14 protein-coding genes are annotated in these 17,850 nt (G+C 71.9%); 10 read left to right on the top strand and 4 right to left on the bottom strand.

The genetic code is table 11. The annotated features are described in order from the left end of the window. Positions 1-28 precede the first annotated feature (28 nt). A complete protein-coding gene (locus tag ACFVIU_RS23415; RefSeq protein ID WP_385844773.1) occupies positions 29-1,258 on the bottom strand; it encodes an MAB_1171c family putative transporter in 1,230 nt (409 codons plus the stop codon). After that, positions 1,255-1,926 (bottom strand): toxin-antitoxin system, toxin component family protein, encoded by a 672-nt coding sequence (locus tag ACFVIU_RS23420; RefSeq protein WP_385844774.1) that lies wholly within the window; start codon positions 1,924-1,926, stop codon positions 1,255-1,257. Before ACFVIU_RS23420 ends, ACFVIU_RS23415 begins: the two co-directional genes overlap by 4 nt. Before the next feature lie 286 nt (positions 1,927-2,212). Here ACFVIU_RS23420 and ACFVIU_RS23425 point away from each other — a divergent pair, with 286 nt between their 5' ends. Continuing rightward, positions 2,213-3,727, top strand: coding sequence for an alpha-N-arabinofuranosidase (locus tag ACFVIU_RS23425; RefSeq protein WP_385844775.1), 1,515 nt, complete (start codon positions 2,213-2,215; stop codon positions 3,725-3,727). Here ACFVIU_RS23425 and ACFVIU_RS23430 read toward each other — a convergent pair. Both ACFVIU_RS23430 and ACFVIU_RS23435 read right to left on the bottom strand, forming a co-directional pair. Next, entirely contained in the window at positions 3,714-6,668 is a 2,955-nt protein-coding gene (locus tag ACFVIU_RS23430; RefSeq protein ID WP_385844777.1) for a beta-galactosidase, read from the bottom strand. The genes ACFVIU_RS23425 and ACFVIU_RS23430 overlap by 14 nt on opposite strands. Before the next feature lie 124 nt (positions 6,669-6,792). Next, the gene (locus ACFVIU_RS23435) at positions 6,793-7,281 is read right to left on the bottom strand and encodes a MarR family winged helix-turn-helix transcriptional regulator (RefSeq protein WP_385844778.1); all 489 of its coding nucleotides are present in this window, start codon (positions 7,279-7,281) and stop codon (positions 6,793-6,795) included. A 159-nt stretch (positions 7,282-7,440) separates the two neighbouring features. Between ACFVIU_RS23435 and ACFVIU_RS23440 the strand changes: the two genes are divergently transcribed. The 9 genes from ACFVIU_RS23440 to ACFVIU_RS23480 all read left to right on the top strand — a co-directional run bounded on the left by ACFVIU_RS23440 (position 7,441) and on the right by ACFVIU_RS23480 (position 17,758). Next, entirely contained in the window at positions 7,441-8,067 is a 627-nt protein-coding gene (locus ACFVIU_RS23440; RefSeq protein ID WP_385844780.1) for a nitroreductase family protein, read from the top strand. 82 nt (positions 8,068-8,149) lie between these two features. Continuing rightward, positions 8,150-8,833 carry a phosphoribosylanthranilate isomerase gene (locus ACFVIU_RS23445; RefSeq protein ID WP_385844781.1) on the top strand — a complete coding sequence of 228 codons (684 nt, stop codon included), beginning with the start codon at positions 8,150-8,152 and terminating at the stop codon, positions 8,831-8,833. Positions 8,834-8,949: 116 nt separating this feature from the next. Then, a complete protein-coding gene (gene upp / locus ACFVIU_RS23450; protein WP_385844816.1) occupies positions 8,950-9,597 on the top strand; it encodes a uracil phosphoribosyltransferase in 648 nt (215 codons plus the stop codon). Next, positions 9,594-10,511, top strand: coding sequence for a DMT family transporter (locus ACFVIU_RS23455; RefSeq protein ID WP_385844782.1), 918 nt, complete (start codon positions 9,594-9,596; stop codon positions 10,509-10,511). The genes upp and ACFVIU_RS23455 overlap by 4 nt, the downstream gene beginning before the upstream one ends. 32 nt (positions 10,512-10,543) lie before the next feature. Then, positions 10,544-14,374, top strand: coding sequence for an amino acid adenylation domain-containing protein (locus tag ACFVIU_RS23460; protein WP_385844784.1), 3,831 nt, complete (start codon positions 10,544-10,546; stop codon positions 14,372-14,374). Between the two features lie 114 nt (positions 14,375-14,488). Continuing rightward, entirely contained in the window at positions 14,489-14,743 is a 255-nt protein-coding gene (locus ACFVIU_RS23465; protein ID WP_385844785.1) for a tautomerase family protein, read from the top strand. Continuing rightward, the gene (locus tag ACFVIU_RS23470; RefSeq protein ID WP_385844786.1) at positions 14,740-15,681 is read left to right on the top strand and encodes a pseudouridine-5'-phosphate glycosidase; all 942 of its coding nucleotides are present in this window, start codon (positions 14,740-14,742) and stop codon (positions 15,679-15,681) included. Before ACFVIU_RS23465 ends, ACFVIU_RS23470 begins: the two co-directional genes overlap by 4 nt. 17 nt (positions 15,682-15,698) lie before the next feature. Beyond that, complete coding sequence (locus ACFVIU_RS23475) at positions 15,699-16,781, top strand: alkene reductase (protein ID WP_385844788.1); 1,083 nt, start codon at positions 15,699-15,701, stop codon at positions 16,779-16,781. Next, positions 16,778-17,758 carry a ribose-phosphate diphosphokinase gene (locus ACFVIU_RS23480; protein ID WP_385844789.1) on the top strand — a complete coding sequence of 327 codons (981 nt, stop codon included), beginning with the start codon at positions 16,778-16,780 and terminating at the stop codon, positions 17,756-17,758. Before ACFVIU_RS23475 ends, ACFVIU_RS23480 begins: the two co-directional genes overlap by 4 nt. Positions 17,759-17,850 lie beyond the last annotated feature (92 nt).

The raw sequence follows: 17,850 nt of genomic DNA on the forward strand, positions 1-17,850 counted from the left end.
GCGGCCCGGGCGCGGCCCATGCCGTGCGTCACTCGGGCACGGCGACGGTCCGTGCCGGGGCGGCCGCACGGCGGCGCACCGCCTCGATCTCGGCCGGCCGGCGCAGCGCCCGGGACACCGCCCCGATCTCCCGGAGCAGGCTCGTCGTGTCCGGTGCCTCGGCCGGCCCGGACGCCCTCGGCGTACGGCCCCTCGCCTCCAGGGCGTCGAGGACGGCCGCCGCGGCGGCCAGCGCGCGAGCCCGCTCCGGGGGATGGCCGAGGGCGCGGGCCGCGTCGTACGCGCGGCCGCACATACCGGGGTCCAGGTACCGGGCCAGTGGCAGCAGCGCGTCCCGGATGTACGTCTCGCGCCGGGTCAGCCGGAGTTCGGGCGTGGCGCGCAGCCGGAACGGCACACCCTCGCCGTGCGCGGTGCGCAGCAGCCGGTAGAGCGGCCCCAGTTCGCGGTGGGCGAGCCGGACCCGGCAGCGGTCGTGCAGATACTGGCCGGCGTGCGGCAGGATGAATCCGGCCGCGATGAGGATCGCGGACACCGCCGCGACCGGCGGGGCCAGGTCGGTGCTCAGCCAGTCCAGGTCGCGGCCCGTCCAGCGGGCCGTGACGGCGGTCAGCTTGACCACGTCGAAGGTCAGGTTCAGCACGTATCCGGCGCCCAGCAGGCTCAGCGCCCCGCGCAGCCAGCCGTCCAGGTCCCCGGTGCGCACCCAGTTCCAGATCAGCCCGTTGGTGATCAGCACGGCCACCGCGTGGGCGACGAGGTAGAGCAGGATCTCCTCGCGCATGTACGGCGTGTTGGCGTAGTAGGTGTCCAGGTCGCGCACCCGCTCCACGGGGGCGTCGGCGAGCAGGAACAGCACCCACAGCGCGACGATCACCCCGGAGTAGACCGTGACGACCCAGCGCACGGCCCGGCGGACGGTGGCGCATCCGTTGCCCAGCCCGCCCCGCCAGGTGACGAGGAGCAGCAGACAGGACCCGCAGAACGCGGTGATCAGCGAATAGCACCAGGGCGCCGAGATGTTGGGCACGCCGGTCAGCCGGTTGACGGCGGCCACCGTGGACGGGGTGCAGAAGACGAAGACCGCGCAGGCCAGCAGCAGCAGTCCGCCGACCGCGCGCAGCAGCGGGTCCCGCCACAGCCGGATGATCGTGGGCAGCCTGATCACCAGCGCGGCGGTGAGCACGGCGGCGGGGATCCAGAAGGAGATGTACAGCTCGCGGAGGAGCCCCGCGGGGTCCGACGCCGGCCCGGTCACCGCAGCCGGCCCGCCCGTTTCCCCGGCGCCCCGTCCGCCCCCTCCGTACCGGTGCGCCCCTTCGGCTCGCTCGCCGTCTCGCGTCCGCGATAGCCCAGAGAGCGCTGCACCGGGTCCAGGGGCGGGCCTCCGGGCGGGGCGAGGAGGGTGCGGAACCGGGCGGCGAGGCGGTGGCCGAAGTCGTCGGCCTCGGCCTCCTCGGCCTCCCGGGAGCCGTTGCGGGCGGCCACCGTCAGCGCGTCCCGCCAGCCGGGCGCGTCGGCGAGGGCCCGGGCCGCCGCGGCCCCGGCACCGGCGAGGTGATGGTGCCGGTGCCCGGCGTGCAGATGCCACAGCTCATGGCCCAGGATGACCAGTTGCTGCACCGCCTCGGCCCGCTCCTCCACGATGACCAGGTCGAAGTCGGCGAACTCCACCCACAGTCCGGTGACCTCGATCTCGTCCGGGAACCGTTCGAAGCGCAGCTCCACCGGGCGGCCGCCGCGCAGCGCGCCCATCTCCGCGCACAGCGCCCGGCACAACTCCCGTACGTCCTTCGGCTGTCCGGGCCGGGCCCGGACGGCGGCGGCGAGGTCGGCGGCCAGGGAGCGCATCGCCGAGCCGGGACGGGAGCGGCGCAACCGTGCGGCCAGGCGTGCCGTTCGCCGGCGCGCGCCCGCGATGCCCATGGGTCCCTGTTCCCCCTTCTCGCCGCCGGTCTGCCCGCTCGTCCGAGAGTACGCGCGCGGATGTGCCCGCGTCATGCGATCCCCCCGACATCGTTCAACGGGGAACGACCTGCGGATCCGCCACCGCACCGGCCGTGAGCTTGTGTTCGCCCCATTGACGGACGGCCGGTTCGAATCTACGGTCCCGTTCGAAGTTGCGAGCGGCCGCCGAAATCCCGAACAGATGCGCCTCAGTGACCCGCACCCGGCCGACGCATCACACGACACCCAGCCCGGGAGGCGAATCTTGCGCACCGCCCGCTTCACCCTGAACCCCGCTTTCACGATCGGCGACGTCAACCCGCGTCTCTTCGGCTCCTTCGTCGAGCACCTCGGCCGGTGCGTCTACACCGGCATCTTCGAACCCGGCCACCCCTCGGCCGACGCCGAGGGCCTGCGCACCGACGTGCTGGAGCTGGTCCGCGAACTCGGCGTGACCGCGGTCCGCTACCCCGGAGGCAACTTCGTCTCCGGCTACAAGTGGGAGGACTCCGTCGGCCCGGTCGAGGACCGCCCCCGCCGCCTGGACCTCGCCTGGCACTCGACGGAGACGAACCGGTTCGGCCTCTCCGAGTACATCGCCTTCCTGAAGAAGCTCGGCCCCGAGGCCGAGCCGATGATGGCCGTGAACCTGGGCACCCGGGGCGTCGCCGAGGCCCTGGAGCTCCAGGAGTACGCCAACCACCCCTCCGGCACCGCCCTGTCCGACCTGCGCGCGGCCCACGGCGACAAGGACCCCTTCGGCATCCGGCTGTGGTGCCTGGGCAACGAGATGGACGGCCCCTGGCAGACCGGTCACAAGACCGCCGCCGAGTACGGCCGGCTCGCCGCCGAGACCGCCCGCGCCATGCGGCAGGCCGACCCCGGTGTCGAGCTGGTCGCCTGCGGCTCCTCCAGCCAGGCCATGTCCACCTTCGCCGAGTGGGAGGCCACGGTCCTTCAGGAGGCGTACGACCTGGTCGACTACATCTCGCTGCACGCCTACTACGAGCCCGTCGACGGCGATGTGGACTCCTTCCTGGCCTCGGCCGTCGACATGGAGTCCTTCATCGAGAACGTGGTGGCCACCGTCGACCACGTCGGCGCGAGGCTGAAGTCGAAGAAGAGGATCAACCTCTCCTTCGACGAGTGGAACGTCTGGTACCTCTCCCGCTGGGAGGAGTACTCCAAGACCCTCGGGCAGGACGACTGGCCCGAGGCGCCCCGCCTGCTGGAGGACAACTACAGCGTCACGGACGCGGTCGTCCTCGGCTCGCTCCTCATCGCCCTGCTCCGGCACGCCGACCGGGTCACCGTCGCCTGCCTGGCCCAGCTGGTCAACGTGATCGCCCCGATCATGACCGAGCCGGGCGGCGCGGCCTGGCGGCAGACCACGTTCTACCCGTTCGCCCAGGCCTCGAAGTACGGCCGGGGCCAGGTGCTGGACGTCCGGGTCGACTCGCCGACGTACGAGACGAAGAAGTACGGCGAGACGGACCTGCTGCACGCCACCGCCGTCCGCGCGGCCGACGGCACGGTCACGGTGTTCGCCGTCAACCGCAGCCGCACCGAGGCGATGCCGCTGGAGGTCGCGCTCACCGGGCTGGACCTGACGGCCGTCACCGAGCACAGCGCTCTCGCGGACGCCGACCCCGACGCCCGCAACACCCTGGACGACCCGGAGCGGGTCACCCCGCACCCCGTCGAGGGCACCGCCCTGCGGGACGGCACCCTCACCGCCGTACTGGAGCCGCTGTCCTGGAACGTGATCAGACTGGCGTGACCGGCAGGCCGCCGCTCGCGCTGCCGAGCAGCGTCAGCCGCACGGACCCGGGGCCCGACAGCGTGGTGAACTCCGAGAGGACCGCCAGCGCGAGGGTGTTGGAGCCCCGGGTGCGCAGGATGCCGTTCGGCAGCACGAAGGTGTGCTGGGGGCCGACGTTGTTGATGTACTGGCCCAGGTTCCAGCCGTTGAGGAAGATCTGGGCGCGGTAGGCCCGGTACGGGTCGTCGTCCAGGGTCAGTCCGACCGACGCGTCGACGTCGCCCGGCACCGAGAGGCGGAACCTGGTGCGGTACCAGGTCACCCCCTGGTAGCGGGCGGTCCGCGGGAAGGCCACCGGCTCCCAGTCGTGGTCCCGGAATCCGGGCAGGTGCCAGCCCTCCCGCTCGCCGTACAGGCCGCCGTTGTTCAGCGGCCCGCGCACCGGGTCGGGCGCGGCCGCGCCCTGGATGCGCCAGTCGACGTCCGGTGCGGCGCCCTTGAAGGTGGCCGCGGTGAGTCCGCGGGCCGCCTTGTGGGTGTCGAGCGCCTTGCCGTCCTCGTCGTGCTGCATCGGCCGGACCAGCACCGACAGCACGTGCCGGCCGGGGGAGCGCAGCGCCGCACGGACCGGGAGCACGGCGGTCGCCGTCCAGGTGCCCTTGCGGATCGTGGTGTCCTTGTCCGGCACGGGCATCCGGTGCGTGCCCAGCGGTTCGCCGTCCAGCCAGGCCATCAGCAGGCCCTGGGTGCCGGTGCTGTAGGCGAGCGAGATCTCCTCCAGGCCGGTGGAGTCGGTGAAGGTGCCCCGGTACCAGACGTCGCCGTAGTGGAAGCCGTAGTCGTCGGCGAAGAGCACCGGCTGCCCGGCCGGGACGGGGGTGGTGCTGTACGACGTCCTGCGGTCGGCGGCCCGCCAGCCGGAGTCGTCGAAGCCGGGGCCGGCCTCCGGGTTCTCCCGGCGCATCCGCCAGCCGCCCAGCTCCGGCAGCCGCAGCTCCGGGACGCCCGGCAGCAGACCGTCGGTCAGCAGGCTGCCGGAGGCGGTGGCCCGGGTGGCCAGGGGGCGGCCGTTCCACACCACGCTGCCGATCCCGCGCGGGCCCCACACCTCGATGGCCGTCGGGCCGGTGAGGTCACCGGTCAGATGCACCTCCCCGCCCCTGATCTCGGCGTGCCGCAGCAGCGTCGGGCCGTACACCAGCAGGGTGCCGGACGGGGTGTCGTACGGGAACACCCGGACGGAGGCGGCGTCGTCGGCGAAGAGGATCAGCAGCGGGGTCTCGGTCTCGCCGTGCCGCACCAGCACCCGGGTCAGTCCGTCCTTGCCGAGCGGCGCGTTCACATGGAGCGCTTCGCCGTCGTAGCCCCAGGCGGCCTCCGGGTCCATCCGCAGGGCGTCCGGTTCGACCGGGGCCTTCAGCACCACCTCCGCCATCTCGCCGCTCCGCCCGGCGAACAGGGCGACGTTCTGCCGGCCCGCCCGCACACAGAACACCGGCGAGACATTGGCGTACTTCAGCGTCCGTCCGCCCAGCGCGAGGCCGGCGGTGATCAGCTTGGCGTCCCGGCCGGGCACGGTGATCCGCAGCCTGCCCTCGACGGTGGGCAGATCGGTGGTGACCGGGTCGGTGCCGTCGTTGCGGGCGACGTACACATGGGCGCCGGTGTCCGGGTTGGCCAGGTGGTAGACCTTCAGGCCCTCGGCCGTCACGTCCGCCGCCCGGTCCAGCTTGGCGAAGTCGGGCACGCGCTGGAGCAGATGACCGATCTGGTGCATCGGCGCGATCTTGTCGGTCACCGTGCGCGCCTCGTCGATCGCGGCGCCGTAGTCGTACGACGTGTAGACCACCGGCGCGGGCAGCCAGCCCCAGGAGGTGCCGCCGAAGGTCATGTAGACGTTGTGCAGGGTGAGGCCGTTGGCGAGGTTGGTCAGGTAGAAGCGGCGCTCGTAGGCGGCGTCCCGGGTGCGCCGCGCCTCGGCGTACCCCTTGCCGTCGAACCAGGCCCCGCCCCACGGGTCGAACCAGCCGCCGCCGAACTCGGGCACGAAGCCGGGGGTGTGCGGGGAGGCGCTGGCCCCGCCCTTCGGCCCGCCGGGCCCGAACAGCCCCCAGTCCGGCGGGGTCCGCTCGGGCGAGGGGTAGCCGTCGAAGCCGTACAGCCAGCCGCCCCGCTCGCCGCCGGTGTCGAAGGAGCCCGGCGTCCAGTAGCCGTTGCGCCCCTTGTCGTTGTGGAAGAGAGGGACGTCGATGCCGTCCGCCCGCACCTTCCGGTACAGGTGGGACAGGTAGCGGGCGCCGACGCCGTCCTGGACGTGGGCGTCGTACTCGTTCTCCAGCTGGTAGAGCAGGACGGTGCCGGTGCCCTGGGTGAACAGGTGCCTGCGGGCGATGCGGTTGACCTGGGTCAGCCACTCGTCGGCGTGCGCCAGGTACTCCGGGTCGTCGGTGCGGGCCGTGCCCGGGGTCGCGGTGAGCCAGCCGGGGAAGCCGCCGCCGTCCACCTCGGCGTTGATGTACGGCCCCGGCCGCAGGATGACGTACAGCCCGGTCTCGGCGGCCGTGCGCAGGAACAGGTCGAGGTCCCGGACGCCGGTGAAGTCGTAGCTCCCGGGAGCGGGGGAGTGGTAGTTCCAGGCCACGTAGATGCTGACGGCGTTGTAGCCGTGCGCCCGCATCTTCTGGAGCACGTCCCGCCACAGCGAGGGGCTCGGCAGCCGGAAGGGGTGCAGTTCACCGGACCACACCACCAGCCGCCGCCCGTCCACGAGCAGCGAGTAGCGGTCGTAACCGATGGTGTGCCGTGCTCCGTCGGCCCTCGGCGGTGCGGGCGCCGGGCCGGTCGGCACACTGTGCGCCGCGTACGCCGTGGGCGTACCGGTGCCGCCGCTGCCGTCGAGGACGAGCCCCAGCGCGGCGGAGCCGGCAAGGGCACTGAAGGTACGTCTGCTGAGCGCCAAGGTGGATCCTCCCGGGCGATCTTACGGGGCGCGGGTCAGGTCATTGTCCACATGGGGGCGCCCCGCGGCGGACGCGGGAGGAGCTCGGCGCGGGATGATCACCCGCGGTGCGGTGCCGCTCGGCTCAGCGGACGTCGCCGAGGGAGACCAGCAGGGTGCGCAGCAGCCGGTTGAACTCCTCGGCCTCCTGCTCGTCCAGGCCGGAGAGCATTCTGCGCTGGTTGCGCACATGTCCCTGCACGGTCGTGTCGACCAGCTCGCGGCCCTCGTCGGTCAGGGCGATGTGCAGGCTGCGCCGGTCCCCGGGGACGGCCTCGCGGGTGACCAGGCCGCGGCCGACGAGGCGGTCGATGCGGTTGGTCAGCGCGGCCGATCCGATCATGACGCTGGCGGCCAGCTCCTTGGCCGTGAGCGGCCGGCCGTTGCGGCGGAGCGTGGCGAGCACATCGAACTCCCAGGTCTCCATGCCGTACTGCGCGAAGTAGTCCTTCAGTTGTGTGCTGACCACCCGGGACAGACGCAGCACCCGGCCGATCGCGCCCATCGCGTCGAGATCCAGGTCCTTGCGCTGGGCGGCCCACTGGTCGAGGAACTCGTCGACGCTGTCGCGCATGTTGGTCACCTCACCTTCACTTTGCTTCATCGAGATTAATTCGACGTGGAACTGTTTGACCCCAGGCTAGAGGGTGTCATACCTTTTCGATGCCAGATAGTTCGACGTCGAAAGATGGGGGGTCTAGCTGTGGGTATTCCTTCCGCGGACCACGCCACCGTGTCCCGAATCATCCGCTCCCGGCGAAGCGTCCGTCACTACCTGCCGGATCCCGTGCCCGCCGAGCTGCTGCGGGAACTGGTGGAACTCGCCCTGGAAGCGCCGTCGAGCTTCAATCTCCAGTCCCGGTCGATCGTGGTCGTGGCCGGCGAGGAGGGCCGCAAGGCGCTCACCGCCGCCACCGGCGGCCAGCCGCACCCGCAGGAGGCCCCGGTGACCCTGGTCTTCGTGGCCGAGTCCGGCTCCTGGCGCGAGGACCGCGGCGACATCTGGGAGCAGGCGCGGCGCAGCGGTGCGTGGTCGGAGCGGTTCGCCGCGGCCTCGCCGGATGACGTGCGCGCCTTCTACGAGGACCCGCGCCGGCGCGGCCTCGAACGCGAGTACGCCGTCAAGGACGCCATGATCGCCGCGTCCTTCCTGATGATCGCCGCGCACGCCGCCGGGCTGGCCACCAGCCCGCTGGGCGGCTGGGACGAGGCCGAGGTCAAGCGGGCCATCGGCATCCCGGACCGCGACGACCTGCACATCGCCCTGCTCATGCCGCTCGGCCGCCCGGCCGAGACCCGGCTCCACCCCGGCCGCCGCAGCACCGAGCTGACGGTCCACCAGGAGACGTACGGCCGGTAGGAGACGTACGGCCGGTAGGGGACCGGCACGGTACATCCGCACATCACGCGCACCCGCGCGTCCCACAGGGGGGAATGGTCACATGACCACTGTCAACAAGCTCGTCCAGGTCGCCGGTGTCATCGACGCCGACGAAGCCGACCTGATCATCGGGGAGGGCGCGGACTGGCTCGGCTTCGCGCTGCGCCTGCCGTCCGGCAAGGACGACATCCCCGAGCAGGACGCCGCCGCCATCATCAAGGGCCTGAAGGCCCCGCACGCCGGCGTGCTCATCAGCTACCTCACCGAGGCCGACGAGATCAGCGAGTTCTGCACCGAACTCGGCGTCGTCGCCGTCCAGTTGCACGGAGACGTGGAGACCGGCCAGCTGCGCCGGCTGAAGGAGCTGCGGCCCGACCTGTTCGTGCTCAAGTCCCTCGTGGTCAAGCAGGACAACGCCGAGGAACTGCTGAAGCTGGTCGACGACACCCACCCGTACGTCGACATGTACATCACGGACACCTTCGACCCGAGGACCGGAGCCAAGGGCGCCACCGGACTCACCCACGACTGGAACGTCTCCGCCGAACTGGTCCGCCGCTCGCCCAAGCCGCTGATGATGGCGGGCGGTCTCAACCCGGAGAACGTCGGCGACGCGATCCGCGCGGTCCGGCCCGCCGCGGTCGACGCGCACACCGGCCTGGAGGGCCCCGACGGCCGCAAGGACCGCGCCAAGGTCGCGAAGTTCGTCGCCGAGGCCCGCCGGGCCTTCGACGAGATCGGCTGAGCATCCCGCCGGGTGGGCGCCCGGCTGCGCGCGCGACACGATCCGGGCGCCCCCCGTCACCCGCGTACCCGTCGACAGCCGACCCCGAGGAGTCCGACGTGACCACGGGCCACAACGTGCATCTCATCCCGCAGACCGACCAGCTGCGCGCCATCCACACCATCATCCGGGACCGGGACTGCCCCCGCGCCGAGTTCGTCTTCTACGCGCGCCGGGTCATCCGCCTGCTGCTCGAACACGGCCTCGACCTCCTGCCGTTCACCAAGAAGGAGGTCACCACCCCGGTCGGCGCCACCTACCACGGACTCGAGTTCGCCTCGAAGATCTGCGCGGTGCCCGTCATCCGCGCCGGCGAGGCCATGGAGAGCGAACTCCGCGACATCCACCCCGGCATCCGCATCGGCAAGATCCTCATCCAGCGCGACAAGCGGACCAAGCTGCCGCACCTGTACTACAAGCACCTGCCCGACGACATCGCCGAGCGCCATGTGCTGCTGCTCGAACCCATGCTGGCCACCGCCGGATCCGCGCTCGCCGCCGTCGACGTGCTGATCGACGCCGGGGTGCGCGAGGAGCACATCGTCATGGTCAATTTCCTGTCCTCCCCCGAAGGACTGCGCAGGGTCGCCCAGGAACGGCCCCGCATGAAGATCGTCACCAGCGCGATCGAGGACCGGCTCAACGAGCACGCGTTCATGATCCCCGGCATCGGCGACTTCGGCGACCGCTTCTTCGGGACCACCGATTCCGGAGCCAAGAAGTGAGCAGTCAACGCCTCGCGGCGACCTCCGCGGTCACCGCCCTCGCCCCCGCCGTCTGGGGCTCCACCTACCTCGTCACCACCGAGTTCCTGCCCCCGGACCGGCCGCTGCTGGCCTCCACCCTGCGGGCGCTGCCGGCCGGCCTGATCCTGCTGCTGGTCACCCGGAAACTGCCCCAGGGCATCTGGTGGTGGCGGGCCGTCGTGCTCGGCGTGCTGAACATCGGCGCGTTCTTCTACTTCCTCTTCCTCGCCGCCTACCACCTGCCCGGCGGAGTGGCCGCGCTGGTGATGTCCATCCAGCCGATGATCGTGCTCCTGCTCGGCGCCGTCCTGCTGAAGGACCGCATCCGGCCGCTGCACATCGCCTCCTGTCTGCTGGCCGCCGCCGGTGTCGCCCTGCTCGTGCTCCAGCCGCACGCCGGCCTCGACGGCATCGGCGTCCTGGCGGGCCTGCTCGGCGCCCTGTGCATGGCCTCCGGCATCGTGCTGACCAAGAAGTGGGGGCGCCCCGAGGGCGTCAACCTGCTGACCTTCACCGGCTGGCAGCTCACCGTCGGCGGACTGGCCCTGCTGCCCGTCACCCTCGCCAGCGAGGACCTGCCGGACCACCTCACCTGGCGCAACATCGGCGGCTTCGCCTACCTCTGCATCATCGGCGCGCTCATCGCCTACGTGCTGTGGTTCCGCGGACTGTCCAAGCTGCCCGCGCTCGCCGCGTCCTTCCTGTCCTTCGCCTCGCCGCTGTGCGCGACCGTCCTCGGCTACCTCTTCCTCGATCAGACCCTGCGCCCGCTCCAGCTGCTCGGCGGCGCCGCCGTGATCGGTGCCGTCGTCCTCGCCCAGCCCCGCAGCCGCACCCGTAAGAGAGACACCACATCAAAGGCGCCTACGACCCGTGCCACGAGCCGGGTCTAGGCCACCAAACCGTTCGGGGGGACACACAGAACATGAACACCCAGGCACCTATATCCGGCGTGTTCTTCAAGCACGCGTCGTTGCGCAGCCTGCTGGACCACCAGGCCCGGCTGCGCCCCGACGACATCGCGGTCACCGCGGCCGGCGGCGACCTCACCTTCCGTGAACTCACCACCGAGGCCGACCGTCTCGGCTCCCGCCTGACCGCGCTCGGCGTCGTACCGGACACCTGCGTCGGCCTCTACACCGAACCCTCCGCCGAGCTGGTCACCGGTGTGTGGGGCATCCTCACCGCCGGCGCCGCCTATCTGCCGCTGTCGCCCGACTACCCCGAGGCCCGGCTGCGGTACATGCTCGAGAACTCCGGCGCCCGGGTCGTCGTCACCCAGCCGCGGCTGCGCGAGCGGCTCGGCCGGCTGGTCCCCGAGGGCACCACCGTCGTCACCCTGGACGACTGCCCCGCCGCCGGCGCCCCGGCCCCCGACGCCTTACCGCAGGGCGACCAGCTCGCCTACGTCATCTACACCTCCGGCAGCACCGGCAAACCCAAGGGCGTGATGATCGAGCAGCGCAGCATCGTCTCCCAGCTGCGCTGGCTGGACAACTGCGGTCACCTCGGCCCCGAGGTGTCCATCCTCCAGAAGACCCCGATGAGCTTCGACGCCGCCCAGTGGGAGATCCTCGCCTGCGCGGTCGGCTCCCGGGTCGTGATGGGCGGCCCCGGCCTGTACCGCGACCCCGAGGGCATCATCACCATGATCTGCGAGCACCGGGTGACCGCCCTCCAGGGCGTCCCGACGCTGCTCCAGGCCCTGGTGGACACCGAGGAACTCGGCGCCTGCACCTCCCTGACCCGGGTCTTCTCCGGCGGCGAGGCCCTGACCCGGGCCCTCGCCCAGGAACTCTTCCAGGCGCTGCCCGGCGTCTCCCTGGTCAACCTCTACGGCCCCACCGAGACGACCATCAACGCCACCTCCCACTGGGTGGACCCGGACGCGCTGGACGAGTCGTCCCCCGCGATCCTCCCGGTCGGTGTCCCCGCCGACAACGTCACCTGCTACATCCTGGACGAGAACCGGCAGCCGGTGGACATCGGCGAGAGCGGCGAGCTGTTCATCGGCGGTGTCCAGGTGGCCCGCGGCTACATCGGGCTGCCCGAGGTGACCCGGGAACGCTTCCTCGTCTCCCCGTTCAACCCCACCGAGCGCCTCTACCGCACCGGTGACCTCGCCCAGTGGAACCCGGACGGCACCATCCAGTTCATGGGCCGCACCGACAACCAGGTCAAGCTGCGCGGCTACCGGGTGGAGCTGGAGGAGGTCGCCTCCCGGATCGAGGAGCACACCTGGGTGCGCCGGGCCGCCGCGGTCGTCACCGACGACCCCCGCACCGGCGGCCGGACCCTGGTCGCCGCGGTGGAGCTGAACGAGCGTACGGCCGCGGTCATGGACCAGGGCCGCGACGACGCCGCCCACCACCAGTCGAAGGCGTCCAAGCTCCAGGTCAAGGCCCAGCTGTCCAACCCGGGCCTGCGCCCGCCGGAGCGGCTGGCCGGCCGGCCCGTCACCGCGCTGCCCGGCGCCGAGGGCACCGAGGAGCAGCGCCGCACGGCCTTCGCCCGCAAGACCTACCGCTTCTACGACGGCGGCCCGACGACCGTCGACGACGTGCGCGCCCTGCTGGCCCCGCGCCCCGCCGAGGCCGCCGCCCCGCGCACCCCCGGCGACCTCACGCTCGGCGAACTCGGCACGATCCTGCGCTGGTTCGGCCCGTTCCGCAGCGCCGAGCGGCTGCTGCCCAAGTACGTCTACGCCTCACCGGGCGCCCTGTACGCCACCCAGCTGTACCTGGAGACCGACGGCCTGTTCGGCCTGTCCGGCGTCTACTACCACCACCCCGTCGACCACACCCTGGTCCGGGTCGGCGACGCGGCCGGCAGCGGTGGCTCGCCCCTGAAGGTGCACTTCCTCGGCAGGCGGCAGGCCATCGAGCCCGTCTACAAGAACAACATCGTGGAGGTGCTGGAGTTCGAGACCGGGCACATGCTCGGCGTCTTCGAAGAGGTGCTGCCCCGGCACGGCCTGACCATCGAACCGGAGGGCTTCGACGCGTCGGTCGCCGCCCGGCTCGACGCCGACGCCGACGACCACTACCTCGGCACCTTCGCCGTCACCCCGTACCACGGCCGGCCCCGGCCCGACGAGGTGGAGCTGTTCGTGCAGGCGCACGGCGACCGCGTCGCGGGGCTCCCGGCGGGCCTGTACCGGCACCGGGACGGCGAACTGGAGCCGCTCGGCGAGCAGGTGGTGGAACGGCGCCATGTCATCGCCATCAACCAGGGCGTCTACGAACGGTCGTCCCTCGGCATCAGCGCGGTCTCCCGGGCGAGCGACGACTGGCGGCACTACATCGTGCTCGGCACCCTGCTGCACCGCCTCCAGCGCACCCCCGGCACGGGCTTCATGTCCTCCGGCTACTCCTCGAAGACCGGCAACCCGCTGCCCGCCTCCCGGCGACTGGACGACCTGCTCGCCGCGGCCGGGATCCCGCCGGCCCCCGCCTCGTACTTCTTCGTCGGCGGCCGCATCACCCCCGAGCAGGCCGCGCACGAGGGCATGGCCGAGGACGCGGTGCACACCAAGGGACCGGCCGAGATGATCCGCGACGATCTCGCCCAGTTCCTGCCGGACTACATGATCCCCGCGCGGGTCGTCGTGGTGAACGAGCTGCCGCTCACCGCCAACGGCAAGATCGACGCCAAGGCCGCGGCCGCCCTCCCGGAGGTCGTCACGGCCCGCGGCTCGGCCGTGTACGTCGCCCCCGCGACCCCGACCGAGCAGTGGCTGGCGGCCGAGTGGGGCCGGATGCTGAAGTACGACAGCGTCTCCACCGAGGACGAGTTCTTCGGCTCGGGCGGCAACTCCCTGCACGCCGTGGCGCTGGTGAACCGGATCAACAAGGAGTTCGGTGCCGCACTGCCGCTCCAGGTGATCTTCGAGACGCCGAAGCTGGCCGACCTCGCCGCCCGCATCGACAGCGGCGCCCCGGCCCGCAGCTCCCGGCTGGTGCCGCTGCACCAGGAGGGCGCGGGCAACCCCGTGTTCGTCTGGCCCGGCCTCGGCGGCTACCCGATGAACCTGCGGCTGCTCGCCCAGGGCGTCGGCCTGGACCGCCCCGTCACCGGCGTCCAGGCGCAGGGCATCAACCCGGGCGAGGTGCCGTACCCCACCATCCGGGAGATGGCGATGGCCGACGTGGCGGAGATCCGCCGCAGCCGGCCGTCCGGGCCGTACACCCTGTGGGGCTACTCCTTCGGCGCCCGGGTGGCCTTCGAGGCGGCCTGGCAGCTGGAGCAGTTCGGCGAGAAGGTGGAGAACCTGCTGCTGATCTGCCCCGGCAACCCCGAGGTACGGGTGAAGGGCGCCGAACGCTGGGGCCGGGAGGCCTCCTTCGCCAACCCCGCCTACCTCACCATCCTGTTCTCCGTCTTCGCCGGCACCGCCCACGGCCCCGCCGTCGACGCCTGCCTGCGCCGGGTCACCGACGAGGACTCCTTCGTCTCCTTCGTCCACGACCGGATGCCCGCCCTCGACGAGGGCACGATCCGCCGCATCACCCGGATCGTCGCGGAGACCTACGAGTTCGAGTACAGCTTCCGCGAACTGCGGGAGCGCCGGATCGACGCACCGGTGACGATCTTCAAGGCGCGCGGCGACGACTACTCCTTCCTGGAGAACAGCTCCGGCTACTCCGCCCGCCCGCCCCGGGTGATCGACCTCGACGGTGACCACTACAGCGTGCTCAAGCAGCACGGCGTGGACGAACTCATCGGCCGCATCCGGCACGTGACGTTCCACGGGTGATCCCGCACGGATCCTGACGCGATCCGGCCGACGATCCCGACCCAAGCTCCTCGCCCCGCGCGACTTCCCCCGGCGCGGGGCGGGGTCCCCCTCGCACTCGAAAGGTCCGCTGCCGTGCCGCACGTCAGCATCAAACACTTCCCGCGCACGTTCACCGAGGCCGAGAAGGCCGACCTGACCGCCGCGCTGACCCGGACCGTCACCCGGGTGTTCGGCGTCGAACCGGGCGCGGTGTCGATCGCCGTGGAGCCCGTCGAGCCCGCCGTGTGGACGACCGAGGTCCACACCCCGGAGATCGAGGCCAAGGCCCACCTGCTGTGGAAGCAGCCGCACTACTCCGAGCCCGTCCCGACCGAAGGAAACCGATGAGCCCCACCAGCCCCGCGATCCCGCTCGTCCACACCGAAGAGGTGCGCGAGGCCCTGCACGAGGGCCGCCCGGTCGTCGCGCTGGAGTCCAACGTCATCACGCACGGACTGGGCTACCCGCACAACGCCGAGACCGCCCGGCAGGTCGAGGCCGCGGTCCGCAAGGGCGGCTCGGTCCCGGCGACCATCTGCGTCGAGGACGGCGCGATCCGGGTCGGGATGACCGAGCGGGACATCGAGCGCTTCGCCTCCGGGTCCGGCATCCCGAAGGTCTCCAGCCGGGACCTGCCGGTGGTGCTCGCCCGCGGCGGCCGGGGCGCCACCACCGTCGCCTCCTCGCTGGTCGCCGCCGAACTGGCCGGGATCCCGTTCTTCTCCTCGGCCGGCCTCGGCGGGGTGCACCGCGGCGCCGAGACCACCATGGACATCTCCTCCGACCTGATCCAGCTGACCCGCTCCAAGGTCGCCGTGGTCTGCGCCGGCGCGAAGATGATCCTCGACCTCAAGCTGACCATGGAGTACCTGGAGACGCAGTGCGTCCCGGTCATCTCCTACGGCTCCGACGACTTCCCGGCGTTCTACTGCGCCTCCAGCGGTGTGAAGGCCCCGCACCGCATCGACGACGAGGACCTCATCGCCCGGGTCGTCACCACCCACTGGGCCACCGGTCACCCCGGCGGAGTGGTCGTCACCACCCCGCCGCGCGCCGAGGACGCCGTCGACCCCGCCGTCGCCGAGGCCGCGATCACCGACGCGCTCGCCCAGGCCGAGCGGGACGGCGTCACCGGCCAGGGCCTCACCAAGTACCTGATGCACGCCGTCGACCGGGCCACCGGGGGCCGCACCGCCCAGGCCAACATGGCCGTCCTCATCTCCACGGCGGAGGTCGGGGGCCGTCTGGCCGCCGCCCACGCCCGCCACCTGACCGCCACCTCCTGAACCGGAAAAGGAAGATCATGACCTCGCTGTTCGACTCCGTCTCCTTCGGCAAGATCACCCTCGCCAACCGGCTCGTCATGGCGCCCATGAGCCGCAACCGGGCCACGCCCGGCGGCGACGCCACCGAGCTGATGGCCGAGTACTACGCCCAGCGCGCCGGCGCCGGCCTGATCATCACCGAGGGCACCCAGCCCTCCCAGGTCGGCCAGGGCTTCCTCAACACCCCCGGCCTGCACCACCCGGAGCACGTGAAGTCCTGGCGCACCGTCACCGACGCGGTGCACGCCAAGGGCGGCAAGATCGTCGTGCAGCTGATGCACTCCGGCCGCATCGGCCACCCCTCCCTCTACGAGAGCGCCCACCAGTCCGTCGCGCCCTCCCCGGTGGCCGCCGCGGGCCAGTGCTTCACCCCGGACGGCATGCAGGACTACCCGGTCCCGCGCGAGCTGACGGTGGAGGAGATCGCCGCCACCGTCGAGGACTTCGTCACCGCCTCCCGCAACGCGATCGAGGCCGGCTTCGACGGGGTGCAGATCCACGCCGGCAACGGCTTCCTGCTGCACCAGTTCCTCGCCGAGAACACCAACCACCGCACCGACGCCTACGGCGGCTCCCTGGCGAACCGCATCCGCTTCACCGTGGAGGTCACCGAGGCCGTCGCCGCGGCGATCGGCAACGAGCGCACCAGCGTGCGCGTCTCGCCCGCCAACACCTACAACGACATCGCCGAGGGCGACACCGAGGCGCTCTACGCGGCCCTGGTCCCGGCCCTGCCGGAGCTGGCCTTCCTGGAGGTCTGCGAGATCGTCAGCCGCCCGGTGACCCGGGCGATCCGCGACCTGTGGCAGGGCGGTCTCGTCGTCAACCCGCACGCCACCCCGGACTCCTTCCCCGCCGGTGTGCAGAGCGCCCAGGCGGTCCTCGACGACGGCCTCGCGGACGCCGTCTCGCTCGGCGCGCTGTTCCTCGCCAACCCCGACCTGCCCGCCCGCATCCAGGCCGGCGGCCCCTTCAACACCGCCGACGAGTCGACGTACTACGGCGGCGACCACCGCGGTTACACCGACTACCCGGTGCTCGCCCAGGGCAGCGGCCGGTGAAGCCGAGACCGGTCGTCCGGACCGCCGAGCGCAGGCTCCAGCTGTTCACCGGGCGGGCCCACCCCGCCCTCGCCGAACGCATCGCCGCCGAGCTGGGCACGGCCCTGATCCCCACCCAGGCACGGGACTTCGCCAACGGTGAGATCTACGTCCGGCACGAGGAGTCGGTGCGCGGCGCGGACTGCTTCGTCGTCCAGTCGCACACCGCCCCGATCAACACGTGGATCATGGAACAGCTCATCATGATCGACGCGCTGAAGCGGGCCTCCGCGCGCAGCATCACCGTGGTCGCCCCGTTCTACGGCTACGCGCGCCAGGACAAGAAGCACAAGGGCCGCGAGCCGATCTCGGCCCGGCTGGTGGCGGACCTGCTCACCGCGGCCGGGGCGGACCGGATCATCACCATCGATCTGCACACCGACCAGATCGTGGGCTTCTTCGACGGGCCGGTGGACCATCTGTTCGCGCTGCCGACGCTCGCCGACCACATCGCCGGGCTCGTCGATCGCGACCGGCTGACCGTGGTCTCCCCGGACGCCGGGCGGGTCCGCGTCGCCGACCGGTGGTGCGACCGGCTCGGGGTGCCGCTGGCGATCGTGCACAAGAAGCGGGACAAGGACGTCGCGCACCAGGTGAGCGTGCACGAGGTGGTCGGCGACGTCGAGGGCCGGGTGTGCGTCCTGGTGGACGACATGGTCGACACGGCCGGCACGATCTGCGCGGCCGCGGACGCCCTGTACGCCGGGGGCGCCGAGGACGTCATCGTCGCCGCCACGCACGGCATCCTGTCCGGCCCGGCAGTCGACCGGGTCAAGAACAGCAGGGTCAGCCGGTTCGTCTTCACCGACACCCTGCCGACCGCGGCCGCGACCGGCCTGGACAAGGTGGAGGTGCTGTCCGTGGCCCCGCTGATCGCCCAGGCGATCCGGGAGATCTTCGAGAACGGCTCGGTGACGAGCCTCCTCGAGGAGCTGTGACGGAGCGCGGAACCGGCGAGGGAGCGGGTGTGAAAAGGGGACTGTGAATGGCCGGGGAGCGGCCTGTCGGCTCGCCGCGGCGACTCGTACGC

This window comes from Streptomyces sp. NPDC127190, assembly GCF_042672505.1.
Taxonomy (GTDB): Bacteria; Actinomycetota; Actinomycetes; order Streptomycetales; family Streptomycetaceae; genus Streptomyces.